At 60.8% G+C, this 18357-nt stretch carries 22 protein-coding genes; 10 read left to right on the forward strand and 12 right to left on the reverse strand.

The features are described 5' to 3' along the window. Window positions 1-61: 61 nt before the first annotated feature. From ACP15V_RS03660 to ACP15V_RS03675, 4 genes are all read right to left on the reverse strand, one after another. Window positions 62-709: a DUF3047 domain-containing protein gene (locus tag ACP15V_RS03660; protein ID WP_424942321.1), complete on the reverse strand. Its 648-nt coding sequence runs from the start codon at window positions 707-709 to the stop codon at window positions 62-64. 64 nt (window positions 710-773) lie between these two features. Further along, complete coding sequence (locus tag ACP15V_RS03665) at window positions 774-1475, reverse strand: ABC transporter ATP-binding protein (protein WP_424942322.1); 702 nt, start codon at window positions 1473-1475, stop codon at window positions 774-776. Continuing rightward, entirely contained in the window at window positions 1468-2751 is a 1284-nt protein-coding gene (locus tag ACP15V_RS03670) for a lipoprotein-releasing ABC transporter permease subunit (protein WP_424942323.1), read from the reverse strand. The genes ACP15V_RS03665 and ACP15V_RS03670 overlap by 8 nt, the downstream gene beginning before the upstream one ends. A gap of 173 nt (window positions 2752-2924) precedes the next feature. Continuing rightward, window positions 2925-3554 carry an acyl-homoserine-lactone synthase gene (locus ACP15V_RS03675; protein WP_424942324.1) on the reverse strand — a complete coding sequence of 210 codons (630 nt, stop codon included), beginning with the start codon at window positions 3552-3554 and terminating at the stop codon, window positions 2925-2927. 417 nt (window positions 3555-3971) lie between these two features. Between ACP15V_RS03675 and ACP15V_RS03680 the strand changes: the two genes are divergently transcribed. The 4 genes from ACP15V_RS03680 (at window position 3972) to ACP15V_RS03695 (ending at window position 7036) form a co-directional block, all read left to right on the forward strand. Beyond that, window positions 3972-4475, forward strand: a complete 504-nt coding sequence (locus tag ACP15V_RS03680; RefSeq protein ID WP_424942325.1) for a YbjN domain-containing protein — start codon at window positions 3972-3974, stop codon at window positions 4473-4475. Between the two features lie 446 nt (window positions 4476-4921). After that, window positions 4922-5734, forward strand: coding sequence for a pyrroline-5-carboxylate reductase (proC, locus tag ACP15V_RS03685; protein WP_424942326.1), 813 nt, complete (start codon window positions 4922-4924; stop codon window positions 5732-5734). Then, window positions 5727-6089 (forward strand): tRNA-binding protein, encoded by a 363-nt coding sequence (locus tag ACP15V_RS03690; RefSeq protein WP_424942327.1) that lies wholly within the window; start codon window positions 5727-5729, stop codon window positions 6087-6089. Before proC ends, ACP15V_RS03690 begins: the two co-directional genes overlap by 8 nt. After that, window positions 6083-7036 carry a 2-hydroxyacid dehydrogenase gene (locus ACP15V_RS03695; RefSeq protein WP_424942328.1) on the forward strand — a complete coding sequence of 318 codons (954 nt, stop codon included), beginning with the start codon at window positions 6083-6085 and terminating at the stop codon, window positions 7034-7036. The genes ACP15V_RS03690 and ACP15V_RS03695 overlap by 7 nt, the downstream gene beginning before the upstream one ends. Before the next feature lie 118 nt (window positions 7037-7154). Here the strand turns inward: ACP15V_RS03695 and ACP15V_RS03700 are convergent, their stop codons facing one another. Beyond that, window positions 7155-7742: a thymidine kinase gene (locus tag ACP15V_RS03700; RefSeq protein WP_424942719.1), complete on the reverse strand. Its 588-nt coding sequence runs from the start codon at window positions 7740-7742 to the stop codon at window positions 7155-7157. A gap of 424 nt (window positions 7743-8166) precedes the next feature. On the opposite strand from ACP15V_RS03700, the gene ACP15V_RS03705 reads away from it, so the two are divergent. Continuing rightward, complete coding sequence (locus ACP15V_RS03705) at window positions 8167-8622, forward strand: hypothetical protein (RefSeq protein ID WP_424942329.1); 456 nt, start codon at window positions 8167-8169, stop codon at window positions 8620-8622. A 39-nt stretch (window positions 8623-8661) separates the two neighbouring features. Here ACP15V_RS03705 and ACP15V_RS03710 read toward each other — a convergent pair whose 3' ends face one another. Genes ACP15V_RS03710 through ACP15V_RS03720 form a run of 3 tightly spaced genes read right to left on the reverse strand, consistent with a single transcriptional unit; the run spans window position 8662 to window position 9682 of the window. Next, complete coding sequence (locus tag ACP15V_RS03710) at window positions 8662-9018, reverse strand: diacylglycerol kinase (RefSeq protein WP_424942330.1); 357 nt, start codon at window positions 9016-9018, stop codon at window positions 8662-8664. Between the two features lie 5 nt (window positions 9019-9023). Further along, window positions 9024-9377 (reverse strand): YigZ family protein, encoded by a 354-nt coding sequence (locus ACP15V_RS03715; RefSeq protein WP_424942331.1) that lies wholly within the window; start codon window positions 9375-9377, stop codon window positions 9024-9026. 47 nt (window positions 9378-9424) lie between these two features. Then, window positions 9425-9682 (reverse strand): DUF6455 family protein, encoded by a 258-nt coding sequence (locus tag ACP15V_RS03720; RefSeq protein ID WP_424942332.1) that lies wholly within the window; start codon window positions 9680-9682, stop codon window positions 9425-9427. Between the two features lie 144 nt (window positions 9683-9826). Here ACP15V_RS03720 and ACP15V_RS03725 point away from each other — a divergent pair, with 144 nt between their 5' ends. Further along, window positions 9827-10075 carry a hypothetical protein gene (locus ACP15V_RS03725; RefSeq protein ID WP_424942333.1) on the forward strand — a complete coding sequence of 83 codons (249 nt, stop codon included), beginning with the start codon at window positions 9827-9829 and terminating at the stop codon, window positions 10073-10075. Window positions 10076-10188: 113 nt separating this feature from the next. Here ACP15V_RS03725 and ACP15V_RS03730 read toward each other — a convergent pair whose 3' ends face one another. The 3 genes from ACP15V_RS03730 to ubiA form a co-directional block, all read right to left on the reverse strand. After that, window positions 10189-10518 carry a hypothetical protein gene (locus tag ACP15V_RS03730; protein ID WP_424942334.1) on the reverse strand — a complete coding sequence of 110 codons (330 nt, stop codon included), beginning with the start codon at window positions 10516-10518 and terminating at the stop codon, window positions 10189-10191. Window positions 10519-10529: 11 nt separating this feature from the next. Next, window positions 10530-12653 carry an OmpA family protein gene (locus ACP15V_RS03735; protein ID WP_424942335.1) on the reverse strand — a complete coding sequence of 708 codons (2124 nt, stop codon included), beginning with the start codon at window positions 12651-12653 and terminating at the stop codon, window positions 10530-10532. An 81-nt stretch (window positions 12654-12734) separates the two neighbouring features. After that, on the reverse strand, window positions 12735-13700 hold the full coding sequence (gene ubiA, locus ACP15V_RS03740; protein WP_424942336.1) for a 4-hydroxybenzoate octaprenyltransferase: 966 nt from the start codon (window positions 13698-13700) through the stop codon (window positions 12735-12737). 28 nt (window positions 13701-13728) lie between these two features. Between ubiA and ACP15V_RS03745 the strand changes: the two genes are divergently transcribed. The 4 genes from ACP15V_RS03745 to ACP15V_RS03760 all read left to right on the forward strand — a co-directional run bounded on the left by ACP15V_RS03745 (window position 13729) and on the right by ACP15V_RS03760 (window position 17297). Continuing rightward, window positions 13729-14448, forward strand: a complete 720-nt coding sequence (locus tag ACP15V_RS03745; protein WP_424942337.1) for a 16S rRNA (uracil(1498)-N(3))-methyltransferase — start codon at window positions 13729-13731, stop codon at window positions 14446-14448. A gap of 32 nt (window positions 14449-14480) precedes the next feature. Beyond that, a complete protein-coding gene (locus ACP15V_RS03750) occupies window positions 14481-15299 on the forward strand; it encodes a GNAT family N-acetyltransferase (RefSeq protein WP_424942338.1) in 819 nt (272 codons plus the stop codon). After that, the gene (locus ACP15V_RS03755; RefSeq protein ID WP_424942339.1) at window positions 15296-15838 is read left to right on the forward strand and encodes a hypothetical protein; all 543 of its coding nucleotides are present in this window, start codon (window positions 15296-15298) and stop codon (window positions 15836-15838) included. Before ACP15V_RS03750 ends, ACP15V_RS03755 begins: the two co-directional genes overlap by 4 nt. An 88-nt stretch (window positions 15839-15926) precedes the next feature. After that, complete coding sequence (locus tag ACP15V_RS03760) at window positions 15927-17297, forward strand: glutamate--cysteine ligase (RefSeq protein WP_424942340.1); 1371 nt, start codon at window positions 15927-15929, stop codon at window positions 17295-17297. A 114-nt stretch (window positions 17298-17411) separates the two neighbouring features. Here the strand turns inward: ACP15V_RS03760 and ACP15V_RS03765 are convergent, their stop codons facing one another. Further along, a complete protein-coding gene (locus ACP15V_RS03765; protein ID WP_424942341.1) occupies window positions 17412-18290 on the reverse strand; it encodes a cation diffusion facilitator family transporter in 879 nt (292 codons plus the stop codon). Window positions 18291-18357: the final 67 nt, after the last annotated feature.

Consider the following 18357-nt stretch of genomic DNA (forward strand, 5'->3'; position numbering starts at 1 on the left):
GATCAGGTGTGGCCCTTGACGCCTGCTTTAAACGGTGGGGGGAGCATTCACCCGCGCCAAATCACTCCAACCGCAGCCCTTCAATCACACCCATCATCTGCGCATTCGTATCGTCGCTATCCGCCGACAGGGCCAGTGCCACCAGCGCACCCGGCTGCCCACCAAATGCACGTTTATAGTCGGCGGCGAGGTTGATGCTCTCGGAAGACGTCCCCGTCCCGGAGGGGCGCAGAACCACGGTTTTCCCGCGTGGGCCAAGGTAGGGTGAGGGCAGGACGGCCCCGCGTTTATGGGCGCCGCCATGCACGTAGACCAGCACCCGGCCATCGGGGTTTTTCAGAAGTTTGCGCAGACTTTGTTTGCTCGCCTGTGCCGCCTGATCTTTGGGCAGGAAGGCGAAGTAGAGCGCCAGGTTGCGGTCGTCGCCGCCTTTGCGGGTGAGGTCGGTGGGCGGCACGGATTGCGCCACGTTCCAGCGCCACGCGGCGCGGGTCGCATTCCATTCCGAGGTTGGCAGGATCTTGTAGGTGATCGACACCGATCCATCCGCCGACACCGCCATGCGATTGGCCGAGCCCGCGAAATCAACCCGCGCGAAGATCGACGCGAACCAGTGGGTTTTCCAGTTGGCAAAGCTGATCGGGCCAGCGGTTACAGGCGTGGCAAGGGCGGCGATCAGGGCGGGGGCGAGGAGGAAACGTGTCAGCATATCCCCGTCCTACCAGCCCCGGCACGACGCGGACAATCCACCCTCACGCGCTTGTCAGATGGCGTTACGTGCGGCCATTGGTGATCACCCCGTCATCCAGCCGCAGCACCCGGTCCATCCGCGCGGCCAGTTCGAGGTTGTGGGTGGCAATGAGCGCTGACAGTCCGGTGTCGCGCACCAGTTCCATGAGCGCCGCAAACACCGTGTCGGAGGTTGTGGGGTCAAGGTTGCCGGTGGGCTCATCCGCCAAAAGGATCGCGGGGCCATTGGCCAGCGCGCGGCAAAAGGCCACCCGCTGCTGTTCGCCGCCCGACATTTCTGCGGGCCGATGGTCAGCCCGCTCTGCCACGCCCACGCGGGCCAGCAGATCCCGCGCCCGGTCGCGCGCGGTGCGCTCGGACACGCCGGCGGCCAGTTGCGGCAGGACCACGTTTTCCAAGGCGGTAAACTCCGGCAGCAGGTGGTGGAACTGATAAACAAAGCCCACCTGATCGCGGCGCACCTCGGTGCGTTTGCGATCGGACTGTGTGCCCATATCGTGCCCGTTGATTTTCACCTGCCCCGCATCGGTCGCATCCAGAAGCCCCGCAATGTGCAAAAGCGTGGATTTGCCAGAGCCGGAGGGGGCGACCAGCGCCACCACTTCACCGCGCGCCAGCGTCAGATCGGCCCCGCGCAGCACGCGGATTTCACCGGGAGTGCCGGGGTTGAAGGTCTTTTCCAGACCGGTCAGTTCAAGGACGGGAGCGTTCAGATCGTTACTCATAGCGCAGCGCCTCTACCGGGTTCATGCGGGCCGCTTTGCGGGCGGGGAAGAGGGTCACGATGAAAGAGAGCGAGAGCGACAGGGCCACGGCGGAAAACACGTCCCAGAACTCCAACTTGGCGGGCAGTCGATAGATGCCGCGGATCTGCGGATCCCAGACGCCACCGCCGGAGATCCAGTTCACGAAGGAAAAGACCCCGTCGATGTTCCAGGCAAAGAGACAGCCGATAATCACGCCCGCGATGGTGCCGACCACCCCGGTCAGCGATCCGCACAGGAAAAACACCCGCAGCACGGCCCCTTCGGTCAGGCCCATCGTGCGCAGGATGCCAATGTCTCGGCCCTTGTTCTTGACCAGCATGATCAGGCCCGAAGTGATGTTCATTGACGCGATCAGCACCAGCACCGACAGGATGATGAACATCACGTTGTCTTCCATATCAAGCGCGCGCAGAAAGGCACCGGAGCGGTCGCGCCAGGTCCAGGTGGTCGACGGTTCCTGCGCGGCCTCCATGATCGGCAGCAACAAATCGTCGACCCCTTCCGCATCCTCGACCATCACCTCGACCTCATCTGCCGTGCCTTCGCGGTTGAAAAAGGCCTGCGCCTCTTCAAACGGCAGATAGACGCGGGTGCGGTCGATGTCCCAGCGGCCGGCGGTGAAGACATAGGTGACCTCATAGGCGTTCACGCGTGGACTGGTGCCGAAGGCGGTTTTCACCCCGTTGGGCGAGATGATCTTGATCTTGTCACCGGGCACCACGCCCAGTTCCTGCGCCACCCCCGATCCGATGGCGATGCCTTTTTCGAATTGCGAGATATCCCCCAGATGGCTTTCAGGCCGGGCGATGCGCGGGATGGTCAGAAGGTCATCATACCGGATGCCGAACAGCTCGACCCCGGCATTGGTCTGCCCTTTGTTGGCCATGACCTGCCCTTTGATCAGGGGGGCGGCTCGGGTCACACCGGGCACCTCGGCGATGCGTTCTGCCCAGCCGTCGAAATCGCGGATCTCGCGGGTGACCTGGCCGATCTCGTTCACATGGGTTTGGGCAAATACAGAGACGTGGGAGTTGGCGCCCAGAATCGTGTCGACAAATTCGTCCCGAAACCCGGTGCGCACGGCGAGCGTGATGATCAGCGCAGCAACTGCCAACGTGATGCCAATCAGGCTGATCCAGGTCATGGTGCTGACACCACCTTCGGTGCGGCGCGCGCGCAGGTAGCGCCACGCGATCATCCATTCATAGCGGGAAAAAGGGGCGGTACGGGCCAAGGGGCTCTCCGAAATTGGGGCAGGCAGATTGTGGGTCAGGCCAATTGCCGCCCGATCATGCTCGTTTTCTTACTTGATCGCAAAGTGGGGCTTCCACCCAGCAAGGTCAAGTCGGAGACGACATGTTGATCCCGAAGCGGGCCTGATCGGCCTTTCCCCGCCCATAATCCCAATTAAGCCACGTCGCGCTGATCCACCTCAGATGCCAGCGGGGTGAGCGCAAACTCCGGAATGGGCATTTGCAACACGCGATAGCGCCGATCATCTTCCATCCCCAAGAACACATCCCCAACCGGGCTGGGGTCATACCCCAATCGCGACAAGACCCGCTGAAACAGGATGGGAGAGAGTGACATCAGGCTGTGCCCCCCTTCGCGTGCAGCGACCTGACACAATCCACGCACCACAAGGGACAGCGCCAGATGACGCCCGGGCCCATCCAGATCATCCGACACCACAAGGCGCGTGCATTCCCAGACGCCGGGATCATTGATCGGGGTCGGCACCGCATCTTGCGGGATGCCTTCCAACCGTCCGGTTGCCGCATCACCAATCATGTAGGTCCATCCGCCCCATTGCGCGGCTGTTGAGGTTGCGCGCGCCCCGGCAACAACCTTGTCTTGATCCGTCACCACCACATATCGCGCGGTCAGATTGTCATATTGGTCCATCTCCGCATGCCCGTTGGTTGGCACATTCCAAGACAGCCCATCGACAAAATATCGGTGGCGCAATTGCAGAAAGTCGCTGAACACCTGCCCGTTTTCGCCAAGCGCATCCAGTGAAAACATATGTGTTTTCATCTGCTTGATCTCCTTCACACCAGTTCGTTGACCGATGTTTAGGAGCATAGAGGTTAATACCACTCTAACTAGAATCAATTTTTTGGAGGATTTGAGTAGAATTTTCTCTTTTTAGGCGAGTTGCCGATTGCCGTGCGAAAAACCAGTTGATTTTGCCGAAGCTCAGCCGCGGAAACGCAATTGCACATGCATTTCCAAAAACAGAGGACAAGCCGTCCTCGCTCTGTGGAGAAGCCACAGATTTCTGTGGACAAGTGAGGTTATTTCACAAGTTCCTCTTTACAGGTTAACCGAAAGCGGACACCATATCTAGTAAGGAAACGGCGCAAAGACCGCCGGACCTAGTACAGGCATCAAGATCCGGGTCTGCATCTTTGGGGCGATGCGAAGGGATCTGAAACCGAGAAAGGGCGCGTCATGGCTGCCACCGAGCAATATCTCGAAACCGACGACATGCATCCGATCGACATTGTCGAGCACATTGCCGAACATCACGCCTGGGAGTTTGACCGGGTCGCAGATGATCAGATCGCCATGGCGGTTGAAGGGCAGTGGCGCACCTATTCGATCACCCTCGCCTGGTCCGATTACGACGAAACATTGCGGCTGATCTGCACGTTTGAGATGGAGCCGCCGGAAGAAAAGCTTCCGAAGATTTACGAGACCCTGAACAGCATCAATGATCAGTGCTGGAAAGGGGCGTTTGCCTATTGGCATGAACAACGGCTGATGGTGTGGCGTTACGGGCTGGCCCTGACCGGTGGCGGCATCGCCACGCCGGATCAGATCGACCACCTGATTGCCACGGCGGTCGCCACGTCAGAGCGGTTTTACCCGGCCTTCCAACTGGTATCCTGGGGCGATCAATCCGTGGAAAGCGCGATGCAGGTTGCCATCGCCGAAGCATACGGGCGGGCATAGACCAAGAAACGAGCAGTTCTCCCGAGGCGTTTCGTCTTGTTGCTAAAGTGACAGCAATGGGGCGAAGCGCTTTGTTTGCATGCAGGATTTGCGACGTTTTTCAGAGGCGATGTCATGTCAGGCGCTGGGACGGACGGTGAAAAGGGGCTCTGCCCCTCGGGCTGCGCCCGTTCTTCGGATGAAACGATCCCCCGGATCATTTCCGGGAAATCCTCAAACCCCGGGATATTTATGACCAGAAAATGAGCTAAAGCGTTTCGGTCTTACTTGACACGGGGGGAAACCGAAACGCCGTGAGAGATATAATTGTCGTGGGCGCCTCGGAATAAGCACATGACGCAAGCTTATCCCGAAACACTTGGATTAAGAGACTGGCGGAATGGATTGCCCATTGCCGCCCTGCCCGGAGCTTTCTAATCTCGGCGCAAATCTCGGGAGGAGAGAAGATGGATGAACTGAAAACGCGCGGACTGGTGTTGCTGGGCTGCGGCAAAATGGGGTCGGCCATGCTGGAAGGCTGGTTGGGTCAGGGCCTGCCGGCCAGTTCGGTTTGGGTCAAAGACCCCTACCCGTCTGACTGGCTGAAAGGGCTGGACGGGTTGAACCTGAACGCGGCACTTCCCGAAAATCCGGCCATTGTCCTGATCGCGGTCAAGCCACAGATGATGAGCGACGCCCTGCCCGAGCTTGCGCCTTTGGGCAACAGCGACACTTTGTTCTTGTCGGTGGCGGCGGGCACCCCGATTTCCGCCTATGAAGCGATGCTGGGCGACCAGACCCCAATCATCCGCGCCATGCCCAACACGCCTGCCGCCATTTCGCGCGGGATCACCGCGATTTGTGGCAATGCACAGGCCAGCGCCGACCACATGGATCTGGCCGAGGCGCTTTTGTCTGCCGTGGGCCAGGTGGTGCGCCTTGAAGGTGAACATCAGATGGATGCGGTGACCGCCGTGTCCGGTTCTGGCCCTGCTTATGTCTTTCACCTGATCGAAACGCTTGCGGCGGCGGGCGAAGCGCAGGGGCTGTCAGCAGAACTCGCCATGCAACTGGCCAAGGCGACGGTCGCGGGCGCGGGCGCGTTAGCGGAAGCGACTGAGGAAAGCCCATCACAACTGCGCGTGAATGTCACCTCGCCCGGCGGCACCACCGCCGCCGCGCTGGAGGTCTTAATGAATGAAACCGACGGCTTCCCCGCCCTTCTGCCCCGCGCGGTCAAAGCCGCCGCAGACCGATCAAAGGAGCTTGCAAATGGCTGATCACACCTCAGACACGACCCCCGAAATCACCTTTGACGACTTTATGAAGGTCGACATTCGCAAAGGCACCGTGCTGCGCGCGGAACCCTTCCCCGAGGCGCGCAAACCGGCAATCAAACTTTGGGTCGATTTCGGGGAAGAGATCGGCACCCGCAAAAGCTCGGCCCAAATTACCCAGCACTATTCCCCCGAAGATCTGGTCGGAAAATCCGTCCTTGGCGTGGTAAACTTCCCCCCACGCCAAATCGGCCCGATGCGATCCGAAGTCCTGATCCTTGGGCTTTATGATGTAGATGGAAATGTCGGGCTGATCACACCCGACAAAGACACACCGGACGGGGCACGCCTGTGCTAAGTCTGTTCATTTCTCGCCCCCTTCCCGAGGCTGTTCTGGACCGCGCCCGCGCGGGCTTTGACGTCACCATCCGCCCCGATACCACCGCGATGAGCGAGGCGGAAATGATGGTCTCGCTCACCGATTATGACCTGGTGCTGCCCACTTTGGGGGACCGCTACACGGCGGATATCTTCGCCAAGGCCGGCAAGATCCGCGCCCGACTGCTTGCCAATTTCGGGGTGGGCTACAACCATATCGACGTGGACGCCGCCAAGGCACATGGGGTTGCGGTCAGCAACACGCCGGGGGCGGTGACGGACGCCACCGCCGACACCGCCATGACCCTGATCCTGATGACCGCACGCCGCGCGGGCGAAGGTGAACGGATGCTGCGGGCCGGTAAATGGGAAGGCTGGCACCCGACCCAGATGCTGGGCCTGCATGTCACCGGCAAAACCGTGGGGATCATCGGCATGGGGCGGATCGGTCAGGCCATCGCCAAACGCAGCCATTATGGGTTTGGCATGGATGTGGTGTTCTTCAACCGATCCCCCAAACAGGTCGACATCCCCGCCACGCAATTGGATAGCATCAAAGCCGTGGCCAAAGCCTGCGACATCCTTGTGATTGCCACGCCCGGTGGCACGGAGACCCGCCACCTCATTGGCGCTGAAACCTTTTCCGCGATGCAACCCCATGCGCTGGTGATCAATATTTCACGCGGCGAAGTGGTGGAGGAACGCGCCTTGATCGCTGCCCTTGACGCCAAAGAAATCGGCGGCGCCGGACTGGATGTTTATGAATTTGAACCCAAGGTGCCGCAGGCGCTGATCAACCGCGAAAACGTAACCCTTCTGCCACATCTGGGGACCGCAACCGAGGAGGTGCGCACAGAAATGGGGATGCTCGCCATGGACAATCTAGAAGCTTTCGCGCGGGGGGACGCGCTGCTCACACCCGTCTAACCCTTTGGGGAAACACGTCACCCCCTCCATTTTCTGGTCAAAAATATCCCCGCCGGAGGCAATCGCGAGGCAGCGGCGCAGCCGGTGCCGAGACATCGTGCGCGCCGCAGGCGCTCCTTCAGGTTGGACAATCACCCACCGCTTCGCGCCAATGTTTGCGACAGAGCGACACATAGGTCTCATTGCCGCCGATCTGAACCTGATCGCCATCCACCAGCACCCGGCCGCTTTCATCCTGGCGCACCACCATCGTGGCCTTCTTGCCGCAATGACAAATGGTGCGCGCCTCGCGCATTTCATCTGCCAGCGCCAACAGCGTCGCAGAGCCCGGAAACAGGTTGCCCTGGAAATCCACCCGCAGCCCGTAACACATGATCGGCACGTTCAGATCATCCACCGCGCGGGCCAGTTGCCAGACCTGTTCATGCTCCAGGAACTGCGCCTCGTCGATGAAGATACAGGCGCAGGGGCTCGCCTCCAGCCGCGCCTTGATCTTGGCAAACAGGTCCTCGCCCCTGCCAAACGTATCCGCCTCTGCCCCGATCCCGATCCGTGACCCGATCCGCCCCGCGCCTGCACGGTCGTCAAGCCGCGCGGTCATCAGGTAGGTCTGCATGTCACGTTCATTATAGTTGTAGGACGCCTGCAACAGCAGGGTGGATTTCCCCGCATTCATGGTCGAATAGTGAAAATAAAGCTTGGCCATATATCCGAAATACGCCGCGCCCGTTGCAGGATCAACCGGCAATTCCCTTGCAGTGACCCCCGGGTTTGCCGCCCGGATTGCCACCATCCGGCGATCCCTTCAAATGGTCGAAGAATGGGGGCGAAGCTGTCGGCACAAACACCCGAGGTCAGCGACACCTAAGTGTCTTGGGGATGGAACAGACCTCATCACTCATACGCGCCAGGCGCTTCACTTTGTCTGGCATAAATTGCCGGACTTTCCCGCTCTTACGATCGGACCCCCACCCTATTCAGCGCTGGGGACGCTGAAACCTTCAACCCTTCAAATCACTGAAATCATAAAAGCCATTCCCTTACGCGCAGATTAATGGGAAAAGGGGGACGGAATTCCCCGTGGCCCGTGTAGGTGGGTCACGTCACGAGGTAGAAGACGGGTTGGACGCATGGCGAGCATTGGCAGCTATTTGAAGAAACACACCGAGGCGCTGGTCAAGGATGTGGGGTTGGAGGCAGCCTGTACGCTGACCGGAAAATCCAAGGCCACACTGGGGCGCTATTATTCCGACAGTGAAGAACACAGCGACCGCTTTATGCCCATTGATGCGGTGGCCGCGCTGGAAGAGGCGTCGAAATACCCGCATGTCACCAGCGCCCTGGCAGAGCTCAAGGGCATCACCATGTCCTATGACGTTGAACGCAAAAACACCCCGTCCGGCGGCGTGAACGCCGATGTTATTGCGCTTTCTCAACGGTTTGCGATGTTAATGGCAGAATATCAACAGTCGATAGAAGATGGGATCATCACCATCAACGAAGCCAAACGTCTGCTGCGCGAGACGCTGGCGCTGCAACATGTGCTGCTGGATATGAAACTGCATCTGGAAGAGGAAGCGGGCTGACATCAGCCCCTTTTTAGACCCGCTTTCGGGTCCGCGACCTTACCCCAACAGGATCACCGCCCAGGCGATCCCCACAGCAATTGCCGTCAGCGCGACAAAGGCGCTGGCCGCATCCTTGGCGCGGCCAGCCAGATCATGATGTTCCTGCGTGACCAGATCCACCGCCCGTTCAATCGCCGTATTGATCAGCTCTGCTGCAATCACCAGAAATCCCAGCGAGAGAATCAGTGCGCGCTCGGTTGTGCTCAGGTCCAGCACGAAGGCCAAGCCGGACGAAACGATCCAGGCATAGCCCCATTGGCGCACGGATTTCTCGTTGCGCCAGCCGTCACACCATCCATTCCAGGACCAGATACAACGGTCCCAAAACCGCCCCATTTCATTCCCGATCCACACCTGCCTTAATCCTCTCGCCGTTCCAGATAGTAGTCGACCGCATCCTGCACCCGGCGAAACCGGTCGCCGCCCAGCTTGACCCCGCCATACCAGCGGGTCACAACAACGATGTGATTGGTCAGTCCTGCGCGTTCCAGCATCCGCGTGATCACGATCCCCGCACCGCTTTCCCCATCATCCCCCTTTTGCGGACCGTCGTCGAACAGCACGCCCCAGGTGTTGTGGGTTGCCTTGGCGTATTTCTTGTTGCGGGTCAGTTGCTTGAGGAACTCTCGCACCTCTTCACGCGACGCAACGGGCCCCCCTGTGACCGCGTATTTCGAACCGCGATCGGTGAGAAACCCGGTAAATTGTTGCATCTTCATCCGCGCCATAAGGCCGTTATAGGCGCGCGCCCCGGCGGCGACTAGCCCAGCCGTTTGAAAAGCGCGCGGTTTTGGCAGATTTCCGGCGCCTCATGGGATCCGCCCTGATGCTCATCCAGCCACAGCGTACACCCTTCCGGGTCGGAACATCCCATGCAGCGATGCACCGCATCATCCATTCCATCAAAGCTGATCCGCCCGGCTTCCAACTCGCGGGTCAGATCCAGGCCCAGCTTGCCTGCCATCCGGCGCACCAGATCGGCGTGAAAGGCAAAGCCCTGTTTTACAGTATCCTTCATTGTTCTATCCTCCATGTCCGAGTGTGGCGGCCCTGCCCTGCCTGCGCTTTGACCTCTATCAAACCAGCAATCGGCCCAAATCCAGATGGAAGATCGGGTCACTCCGCCCTTCACCTCGCCCGGAATTGCCCTTAGGCTGGTCCTATGTTTACAATCGAACACGATTTTGACGCCTCCGTCGTCACCTTGGTGGATGAAGGCGAAACCCCTCTCAAGGAAGATGTGATCATCACCGCCTTTGCCAGTTGCGTGACGGTGGAACAATGGGATCCGCGCACCGATCAGGTGCATAAGATCACCCTGTCGATGACACAGATCACCGATCTGGTGGCCGCATTGGACCTGCCGGAAGGGATTTATCGCACCGTGCGTTCGGGGGCAGAGGAAGGCTAACCCCGAAGGCCAGACCGGCATCGGGGATCGGGTCAGGGGCTTTGCCCCTCAGAGCCTGCGGCTCTTTCACCCCAAGGTATTTTGGGCAAGAAAAAGAATGGAGCGCAAAGGGATCAGGCGCTGCCCTGGGTGCGTTCGATATAGCTGCGCAGCTCTTCCGCCTCTTGGCGCGCATCGCGCAACCCGTCCATCGCCGCGCGCAACTCCGCCTCGGTCTGTTGCAGCTGGTTCGACATCTCCGCCTCGCGGCTTTGCAGATAGGTGATGGCCTGATCGCGGGTTTCCTCGGCCTCGTGCAATTGCTGCGCCATGCGGTCAATTTCGCCCATTTCGTTGCCGGTCACCTTGGCAAAACGGTGGATCATCCAATGGGCAAACCAGCCCAGCGCAAAGGCGACAAACAGGATGATCGCGGTGACGATGATGAATTCGGTGCGGTTCATATCTGGTTTCCTTACTGCGAGGCGTCGCTGTTGGATGTATCGCCATCCGACCCTTCCGGGCGCGGGGCCGGGCGTGGATCGTCATCTTCCGGGGTTTGGGCCACCACGCCGGTGGGGTCGGCATCATCAGCCGCGTCAGGTGCGGGTGCTGTGCCCGCTGCCGCATCGGCGCTGTCATCCGGTTGGGTCGCATCAGCCGGCGCATCCCCCGGCGGGTCCTGCCCCTCAGCGGGGCGATCATCTGCGCCCTCCCCCCGATCCTGTGCCACCGGCTCCGCTACCGGATCCGCCGGCGCATCGGCCTGATCCCCGGCGGGCGCCTCCAGAAGATGGAACTCGATCCGACGGTTGGCTTCGCGCCCTTCCTCGGTGTCATTTCCGGCAATCGGATCCTCTTCGCCATAGCCTTTCGCAGCCAGGTTCGAGGTCAGCACCCGGCGCGCCAAGAGCGCGGTCAGCACGGCCTGGGCGCGGCTTTGCGACAGGTTGCGGTTCATCTCTTCGCGGCCCTGACTGTCGGTATAGCCGGCAATTTCCATCCGCACGTCACCGCAGGTCTTTAGCAGTTCTGCGATCTTATCCAGCGTATCTGCGGCACTTGCTTCGATATTGGCGGATCCCGGGGCAAAGGTGATTTTGCTTTCTGCCAGCATCAGATTGATCTCGGCCACACATTCCTGCGGGGTGGGCAGGCCCAGCACCGGATCCAGCGCCTCCTTATAGACCACATTGACCTGATAGTTCTGCGACGCCCCAAGCTTTTCGGCCAGAATACGCGAGATGGTGGCGCTGGCGTCCGGATCACCGGTATTGCCCCGGACGACCACCACGTCGGGCTGCACCACAACAGCACCGTTGTTCAGATGCCCCAATGCCTCAAGCCCGGCCAGAACACGGGTAGGCCAACCGGCGGGCAGTTCGGGATCCAGCCGTGTGGCGGCATATACCGCGCCGACGCCAAACTGCGCCCGCGCCACACTTTCGGTGGCGGCGCGCTGAATATCATCGGTCAGACGACCGCGCAGTTGCACCTGCCCTTCGGGGCTCAGGGTCGCCACAAATTCAGGTGGGCCATCCCCTTCGCCGGATCCATCAATCTTCACGACCTCAGGCAGGACAGAATGCAGGGAATAAAGCGACGGAAGATCCGCCTCCAGCTCGCCCACCACCCGATCAAACTCGGATTGCGCGGTGCCTGCAGGGGCCACCAGGGTCACATCCGCGTCCGAGAAGGTGATCGAACCGCCCTCAAGCTTTGCCACCGCGTCAATCCCGGCCTGAACCGCTTCGGGCCAGTCGGCCGAGGGCACACCCAGACCAATGGTGCATTCCGTGCCTGAGATCAGCCCCGCGCGCACAGCCGCCGAAACGATCTTGGCCCGCCCCACAGTGTCATGGGCGGAGCAGGCATCAAATCGCGGCCCCTGTTCGTCGATGATAAAGCGCAGCGTAAACGGGGTGATCACCGGGCGCGGGGCCGAGATATCCATCAACAAAAGCAAGTTGCGCGGGGCGGCGCGTTTCAGCGCCCGCTCCCATGTGGTTTTCTGTTCAATACTGTCAGCTACGGCGGTGATCGACACACGGTTTGCATCCATCGAGATTTTGGCGCGGGGCAAGGTTTCCAGCGCCGTCACCGCAAATTCCAACGCCTCTTCCCAGTTCTTCGGCACCGGGTGATCCGCCACCCCCATCAGGTCGGTCACGCTGCCGCGCCCGGCGATCCCTTTGATCTCGGCGTTCAACCCGTCGCGGTCACTGTCCGCCGGGATCAGCCCGATCAGGGAAATGCCACTGTCATTGCGCAAGATTTCCAGCGAAAACTTCGGCGGTTGGATCGCTTCGGCGGCCGGCACCTGCATATTGTCAATGACCCGTGCCGCATCCACCACAGTGCCCGCGGCCGAAATGGCGCGGAAGCGGTCGGTTTCACTGGGCGCGGTGCCAGAGACGACAACCTTCAAACCATCCGCCTGCACCTGTGACCATTCATAGCCCTGCAACACCAGTTCGTCGCGCACGCTGTCCGCCGAAATACTTTCAATCGCCGTCACCGCGACGCGCGCACCAAAGAGCGACAACAAAGCGGCAATGGCGAACAGGCCGGGGGTCAGAATGGTGGGGGTCAAGCGCATATGGAGTTCCGGGTTGCGATATCTGAACGGTAAGTTCCGGGTGGGTTTCCCTGTCTTAGGCGACAGGTTCGCATGGTGCAATCACACGAGCGCGGAAACGGCAAAAAACAGCACGGGAATCAGGCCCGTATCGCGATTTGCGCGGAAAAGCCGCAGGCAGGTTTCGGTGTCATCAATATCCAGCATCCGCATCTGCCAGGCCAGGTGCCAGCCCATCGCCCAGGCCCCGCCCAGCGCAAGGACCAGCGACAGGATGTTACGATCCCCCAGCGCCTGAATGGTCGCCAGCGCCATCATCACGATGGTCAGGATCATGAAGAGCATCAGCCATTGGCGCGTCTTGGCGCCAAACAGCCGCGCCGTGGATTTCACCCCGATCAGCGCATCATCCTCTTTGTCCTGATGGGCATAGATCGTGTCGTAAAACAGCGTCCAGCTGATCCCCGCCAGATACAGCGCCACGGCGGGCCACTCCAATGATCCCGTATGCGCCACCCAGGCCAGAAGCGCGCCCCAGTTGAAGGCAACACCCAGAAACATTTGCGGCCACCAGGTGAACCGCTTGGCAAAGGGGTAGATCAGAACCGGGATCACCGCGATGAACCCCATCGCGATCGCGGCGGTGTTGAAGGTCAGAAGGATCATCAGCGACACCAGCGCCTGAAGCCCCATCCAGATCACAGCCCCACGCACGCTGACCTGCCCCGACGGGATCGGGCGGCTTTTGGTGCGTTCCACCGCCGCGTCAAACTTGCGGTCTGTGATGTCATTCCAGGTGCAGCCGGCCCCGCGCATCAAAAACGCGCCCATGGCACAGCCCAGCGCAATCCAGATATCGTCCCAGCCAAAGCTGTTTGTGCTGCCAATCGCCAACAAAAGCCCCCACCAGCACGGGATCAGCAAAAGCCACGTGCCAATCGGACGATCCGCGCGCGACAGGCGCAGGTAGGGCCGCGACCAGGCCGGGGCCCAGCGATCCACCCAATTGCCCTGATAGGCGTCGGCCACCTGTCCGCTTGGGTCTGGCATCTCGTCTCGTTGGGTCATAGGGTGCTCGTGAATTGGAGGGCGTGCGATGAAGCAGGCGAAAATCAGGCTCTTTGTAGAGCAGCCTTTGGGCGCGGGGCAAACCGTTTTGCTGGATCGCGACCAGGCGAACTATCTTTTTAACGTGATGCGCCTGTCGGTGGGCGACCTTGTGTCGCTGTTTAACGGGCGTGATGGCGAGTTCACCGCCGAGGTGGCCGAAGCGGGCAAGCGCAAGGGGGCGCTGGTCTGTCGCGACCAGACGGGGCCGTTGCAATTGCCACCCGACCTGTGGCTATGCTTTGCGCCGATTAAAAAAGCGCGCACCGATTTCATCGTGGAAAAGGCGGCAGAAATGGGGGCTGCGGTGATCCAGCCCATGCAGACAGAGTTCACCAATTCCGAACGGATCCGCCGCGACCGGTTGCAGGCCCACGCTGTCGAGGCCGCAGAACAATGCGGCGGAACCTATGTGCCCGAGGTGCGCGACCTGACCCGCCTCGATCGCCTGCTGGCCGACTGGGATCCAGAGCGCCAGATCATGTTCTGCGACGAAGCACTGGTGGGCGCGGCGGAAACGCTGGGCCATGCGGGCGGCGACAAATGGGCGATCTTCATCGGCCCGGAAGGCGGGTTTTCCGAAGGGGAACGCGCCAAGCTGCGCGACATGGGCCACGCCGTCAGCCTCGGCCCCCGCATCCTGCGCGCCGACACCGCCGCCGTCGCCGCTCTCACCCTCTGGCAGCAACATCTGGGGGATTGGGGATGATCCGCCCAGCGCGTTCGGGTGACGAGAGGCCCATGGCTACTTTCCTCTCGCGCCACGCGGAAACCACCATGTTCATGCGCGCGGGGCTGGCGCGTTTTGGCCTGTCCGGGTCGGACCACCCCCATGCGGCGCAATTTTGGGTCGACGACAAGGATGGCGAGATCATTGGCGTGTTCTCCCGCTCCAACGCTGGTTTCCTCAACGCCTGCGGGGAAGGGGCGATGTTCTGGCAGGGATTTCACGACGCAATGCAGGGGCAGCAGGTGGCCGGGCTGAACGGCGCCGCGAAACTGGTCGACGGGATGAAGGCGGTGCTGGGGCTGGACGGGGCCGCCTATGATCTGGACCGGGTGGAGCCGCTTTACCGCCTGTCGCTGGATCAGTTGCACGATCCGGGGGCAGCTGAGATCCGCAAACCCACCGGAGACGACACAGCGCTGCTGACCCGTTGGTTTCGCGCTTACCATATCGAAGCGCTTGGCGCGGCGGATGATGCGGCGCTGACACAGGTGATTGCGGACCGCGTGGATACCACCATTGCCACGGGCCATGTGCGCCTGTTGACCGAAAACGACACCCCGGTGGCAATGACCGCCTTCAACGCGCAACTGCCCGACATGGTGCAGATCGGTGGGGTCTACACCCCGGCCGAAGCACGCGGGCAAGGGCTTGCACGCCGGGTCGTGGCCGCCCATCTGAAAGAGGCACGCGCAGCGGGTGTAACAACCGCAATCCTTTTCGCCAGCGGCGAGGCCGCCTGTCGCGCCTATGAAGCCATCGGGTTTGAACGGATCGGGGAGTATACGCTCGCCATTCTGTCGACCCCCGTCACAATCGGAGCCCGCCCATGATCCGCCCCGACGCACAGACCCAGATCCTGCGCTATCGCGAAGCCCTGATCGGGACAGGGATAGCAGCCCTTGGTCTGTGGTGGGCCATTGGGTCGCTGGGCCTGTTGAAATGGATGGGGGTTGCGCTGACGCTGATCGGCGCGGCCATCACATGGCAGGGGGTGCAACGCGCGCGCATCCGCACCGGAACCGGGGGCGTTGGTGTGGTGCAAATCGACGAACGGCAGGTGATCTATCTGGCCCCGGCCCATATTCCGGGGGGCGGTGGTTTTGCCTCGCTGGATCTGGTCCATGAAATCAGCCTGTCGCGCGACAGTGCCGGGCAGCCGGTTTGGCGGTTTCGCACGGGGATGGAGCTTTTGACCATTCCGGTGTCTGCCGAAGGGGCCGAACAGCTGTTTGATGCCATGGCCGTGCTGCCCGAAATGGACATCTCCGCCGCGATCCGCGCGGTAAACGCTGCTATTGATGGCCACGATGCACAAGGGGCCTCTGACAGGATCGTGATCTGGTCGCGCAAGGTCGTCCCACTGCTTTGATCCAAGAGGGCATTCGGACGGATTGACACTCCCGGTGGTTTCCCCCACCTAATGCGGGTCCGAGATACGCGCGCGAGGAGTGCCCTTCATGTCCATCCCCCAATCCGGCGGCGGCCCGATCACCGACCATGCCCAACTGGCCCAATACCTGGAAGACGGGTGCAAGCCGCGCGAGGCGTGGAAGATCGGCACCGAGCACGAGAAATTCGGCTATTGTCAGGACACGTTCAAACCGCTGCCCTACGCGGGCGACCGGTCGATCCTGCACATGCTGGAAGGGCTGCGCGATGAATTTGGCTGGGAAGAAATTCGCGAAGGCGAGAACCTGATTGGGCTGAAGCGCAACGGGGCCAATATCTCGCTTGAACCGGGCGGGCAGTTTGAACTGTCTGGCGCACCCTTGGACAATATTCATCAGACCTGCGACGAGGTGAACGAACACCTGCGCGAAGTGCACCAGGTGGCCGACAAGATCGGTGCGCGGTTCATCGGTCTGGGCGCGGCCCCGGAATGGACCCATGATCAGATGCCCGTGATGCCCAAGGGGCGCTACAAGCTGATGACCGACTATATGGATACGGTCGGCACCCACGGCAAACAGATGATGTACCGGACCTGCACCGTTCAGGTGAACCTCGATTTCGCGTCCGAGGCCGACATGGTGCAAAAGTTCCGCGTGGGTCTGGCGCTGCAACCTGTCGCCACCGCGCTCTTTGCCAATTCACCGTTTTTCGAAGGCAAACCGAACGGGCACAAAAGCTGGCGCTCGCGCATCTGGCGCGATCTGGATGCGTCGCGCACCGGGATGCTGCCCTTTGTGTTTGAAGAGGGCATGGGATTTGAGCGGTATGTGCAATATGCGCTCGATGTGCCGATGTATTTTGTCTATCGCGACGGGCAATATATCAACGCGTTGGGGATGAGCTTCCGCGACTTCATGCAGGGCAAGCTGCCCGCGCTGCCCGGCGAGACGCCCACGCTGTCGGATTGGGCCGACCACCTGACCACCGCCTTCCCCGAGGTTCGCATCAAGCAGTATATGGAAATGCGCGGGGCGGATGGTGGCCCGTGGCGGCGCATCTGCGCCCTGCCCGCCTATTGGGTCGGCCTGATGTATTGTCAGGACAGCCTGGATGCGGCCTGGGATCTGGCCAAGGGCTGGGACGCGGAAACCCGCGAAGCGCTGCGCGTGGCGGCCTCTGTCGATGGGCTGCAGGGCGAAGCGAACGGCGTGAAGATCATCGATCTGGCTCGCGAGACCATCGAGATCGCCAAACAGGGCCTGAAACGCCGCGCCCGTCCGGGGATCGGCGGCATGGTGCCCGATGAGCGCCACTTCCTGAACGCGTTGCAAGATAGTGTGGAAGAGGGCAAAACCCCCGCCGATGAGCTGTTGGAGCATTACCACGGCGACTGGAACGGCGACCTGAAACGGATCTACGCGGACTATAGTTACTGAAACTGGAAAGGCCCGCGCATTAAAGCTCGGGCCTTTTTTGAACGTCAGGGTGAAGGGGGATCCGGGGTCAGGTTTTCGGACGAAGCTGCATCGCTGCTAATTCCGCAAGACATCTCAGCATCTGCTTTCGCGCGCATCGCTTGCTTTATCACCGCCTGAAATCTCCACGGTTACATGCTCGACGCCGGACAATTCCTGAACACGTTCCTTCACTGCACGCCGGACAAAGTGATGATCCGCGCCAGCCTCAAGATCAATCTCTAACGTCGCCATCGGGCGTTCTTGCGTAATCGACCAAGCGTGGAGATGATACGCGCGCGCCACACCGGGGACGTTCGTTTCAAGGTCGGATGCAATCAGGCGCGCATCAAAGCCGCGTGGTGCACCTTCAAGAAGAATGTGTCCGCTCTCGCGCACGACGGCCCAGGCCGAACGCAGAATAAGCACCACGACAAGCACTGAAAGGATTGGATCTATAGGTGTCCATCCGGTCCAGATGATGACCACTGACGCAATGATGGCGGCAACCGACCCCAAAAGATCCCCCAGCACGTGGAGCGCCGCCGCACGGACATTCAGGTTTTCGCCCTCGGCGCGTGAGAGCACCCAGAAGGCCAAAATGTTTACGATAAGGCCACCGACGGCGATCCAGAGCATAAGCCCGCCCAAGACGTCGGAAGGGTCTCGCAATCTCTGCACGGCCTCGATAAAAATCCAGATGGCGATGGCAAATAGACTCAAACCATTGACGAAGGCGGCAAGAACCGAAAAGCGGTCAAACCCATAGGTGCGCTTCCAATCTGCGGGTCGCCGGGCAAGCCGGAATGCGAGCCACGCAAGAATGAGCGATGCGAAATCCGTCAGCATATGTCCCGCGTCTGCGAGAAGTGCCAGGCTTCCTGAGATCAGACCTCCTACGACTTCTGCAGTCATGAAACCGCCAGTCAGGAGTGCCGCAATGGCAATTGCGCGCTCTTTGGACCGACGTTCCACTTCGGGCGCATCGTTTGTCAATGTTGGCCCGTGAGAATGGCCATGGCTGTGATCGTGACCTGAACCC

It is taken from the genome of Aliiroseovarius crassostreae (genome assembly GCF_049803815.1).
Lineage (GTDB): Bacteria > Pseudomonadota > Alphaproteobacteria > Rhodobacterales > Rhodobacteraceae > Aliiroseovarius > Aliiroseovarius crassostreae_A.

Excerpts from the sequence above, each read along its gene's own strand:
- ACP15V_RS03720 (WP_424942332.1), bottom strand. The coding sequence starts at position 9,682 with ATGAAGGATACTGTAAAACAGGGCTTTGCCTTTCACGCCGATCTGGTG.
- ACP15V_RS03690 (WP_424942327.1), top strand. The coding sequence starts at position 5,727 with ATGGCTGATCACACCTCAGACACGACCCCCGAAATCACCTTTGACGAC.
- ACP15V_RS03660 (WP_424942321.1), bottom strand. The coding sequence starts at position 709 with ATGCTGACACGTTTCCTCCTCGCCCCCGCCCTGATCGCCGCCCTTGCC.
- ACP15V_RS03755 (WP_424942339.1), top strand. The coding sequence starts at position 15,296 with ATGATCCGCCCCGACGCACAGACCCAGATCCTGCGCTATCGCGAAGCC.
- proC (WP_424942326.1), top strand. The coding sequence starts at position 4,922 with ATGGATGAACTGAAAACGCGCGGACTGGTGTTGCTGGGCTGCGGCAAA.
- ACP15V_RS03700 (WP_424942719.1), bottom strand. The coding sequence starts at position 7,742 with ATGGCCAAGCTTTATTTTCACTATTCGACCATGAATGCGGGGAAATCC.
- ubiA (WP_424942336.1), bottom strand. The coding sequence starts at position 13,700 with ATGACCCAACGAGACGAGATGCCAGACCCAAGCGGACAGGTGGCCGAC.
- ACP15V_RS03680 (WP_424942325.1), top strand. The coding sequence starts at position 3,972 with ATGGCTGCCACCGAGCAATATCTCGAAACCGACGACATGCATCCGATC.
- ACP15V_RS03760 (WP_424942340.1), top strand. The coding sequence starts at position 15,927 with ATGTCCATCCCCCAATCCGGCGGCGGCCCGATCACCGACCATGCCCAA.
- ACP15V_RS03705 (WP_424942329.1), top strand. The coding sequence starts at position 8,167 with ATGGCGAGCATTGGCAGCTATTTGAAGAAACACACCGAGGCGCTGGTC.
- ACP15V_RS03675 (WP_424942324.1), bottom strand. The coding sequence starts at position 3,554 with ATGAAAACACATATGTTTTCACTGGATGCGCTTGGCGAAAACGGGCAG.
- ACP15V_RS03735 (WP_424942335.1), bottom strand. The coding sequence starts at position 12,653 with ATGCGCTTGACCCCCACCATTCTGACCCCCGGCCTGTTCGCCATTGCC.
- ACP15V_RS03750 (WP_424942338.1), top strand. The coding sequence starts at position 14,481 with ATGGCTACTTTCCTCTCGCGCCACGCGGAAACCACCATGTTCATGCGC.
- ACP15V_RS03730 (WP_424942334.1), bottom strand. The coding sequence starts at position 10,518 with ATGAACCGCACCGAATTCATCATCGTCACCGCGATCATCCTGTTTGTC.
- ACP15V_RS03715 (WP_424942331.1), bottom strand. The coding sequence starts at position 9,377 with ATGCAACAATTTACCGGGTTTCTCACCGATCGCGGTTCGAAATACGCG.
- ACP15V_RS03665 (WP_424942322.1), bottom strand. The coding sequence starts at position 1,475 with ATGAGTAACGATCTGAACGCTCCCGTCCTTGAACTGACCGGTCTGGAA.
- ACP15V_RS03725 (WP_424942333.1), top strand. The coding sequence starts at position 9,827 with ATGTTTACAATCGAACACGATTTTGACGCCTCCGTCGTCACCTTGGTG.
- ACP15V_RS03745 (WP_424942337.1), top strand. The coding sequence starts at position 13,729 with ATGAAGCAGGCGAAAATCAGGCTCTTTGTAGAGCAGCCTTTGGGCGCG.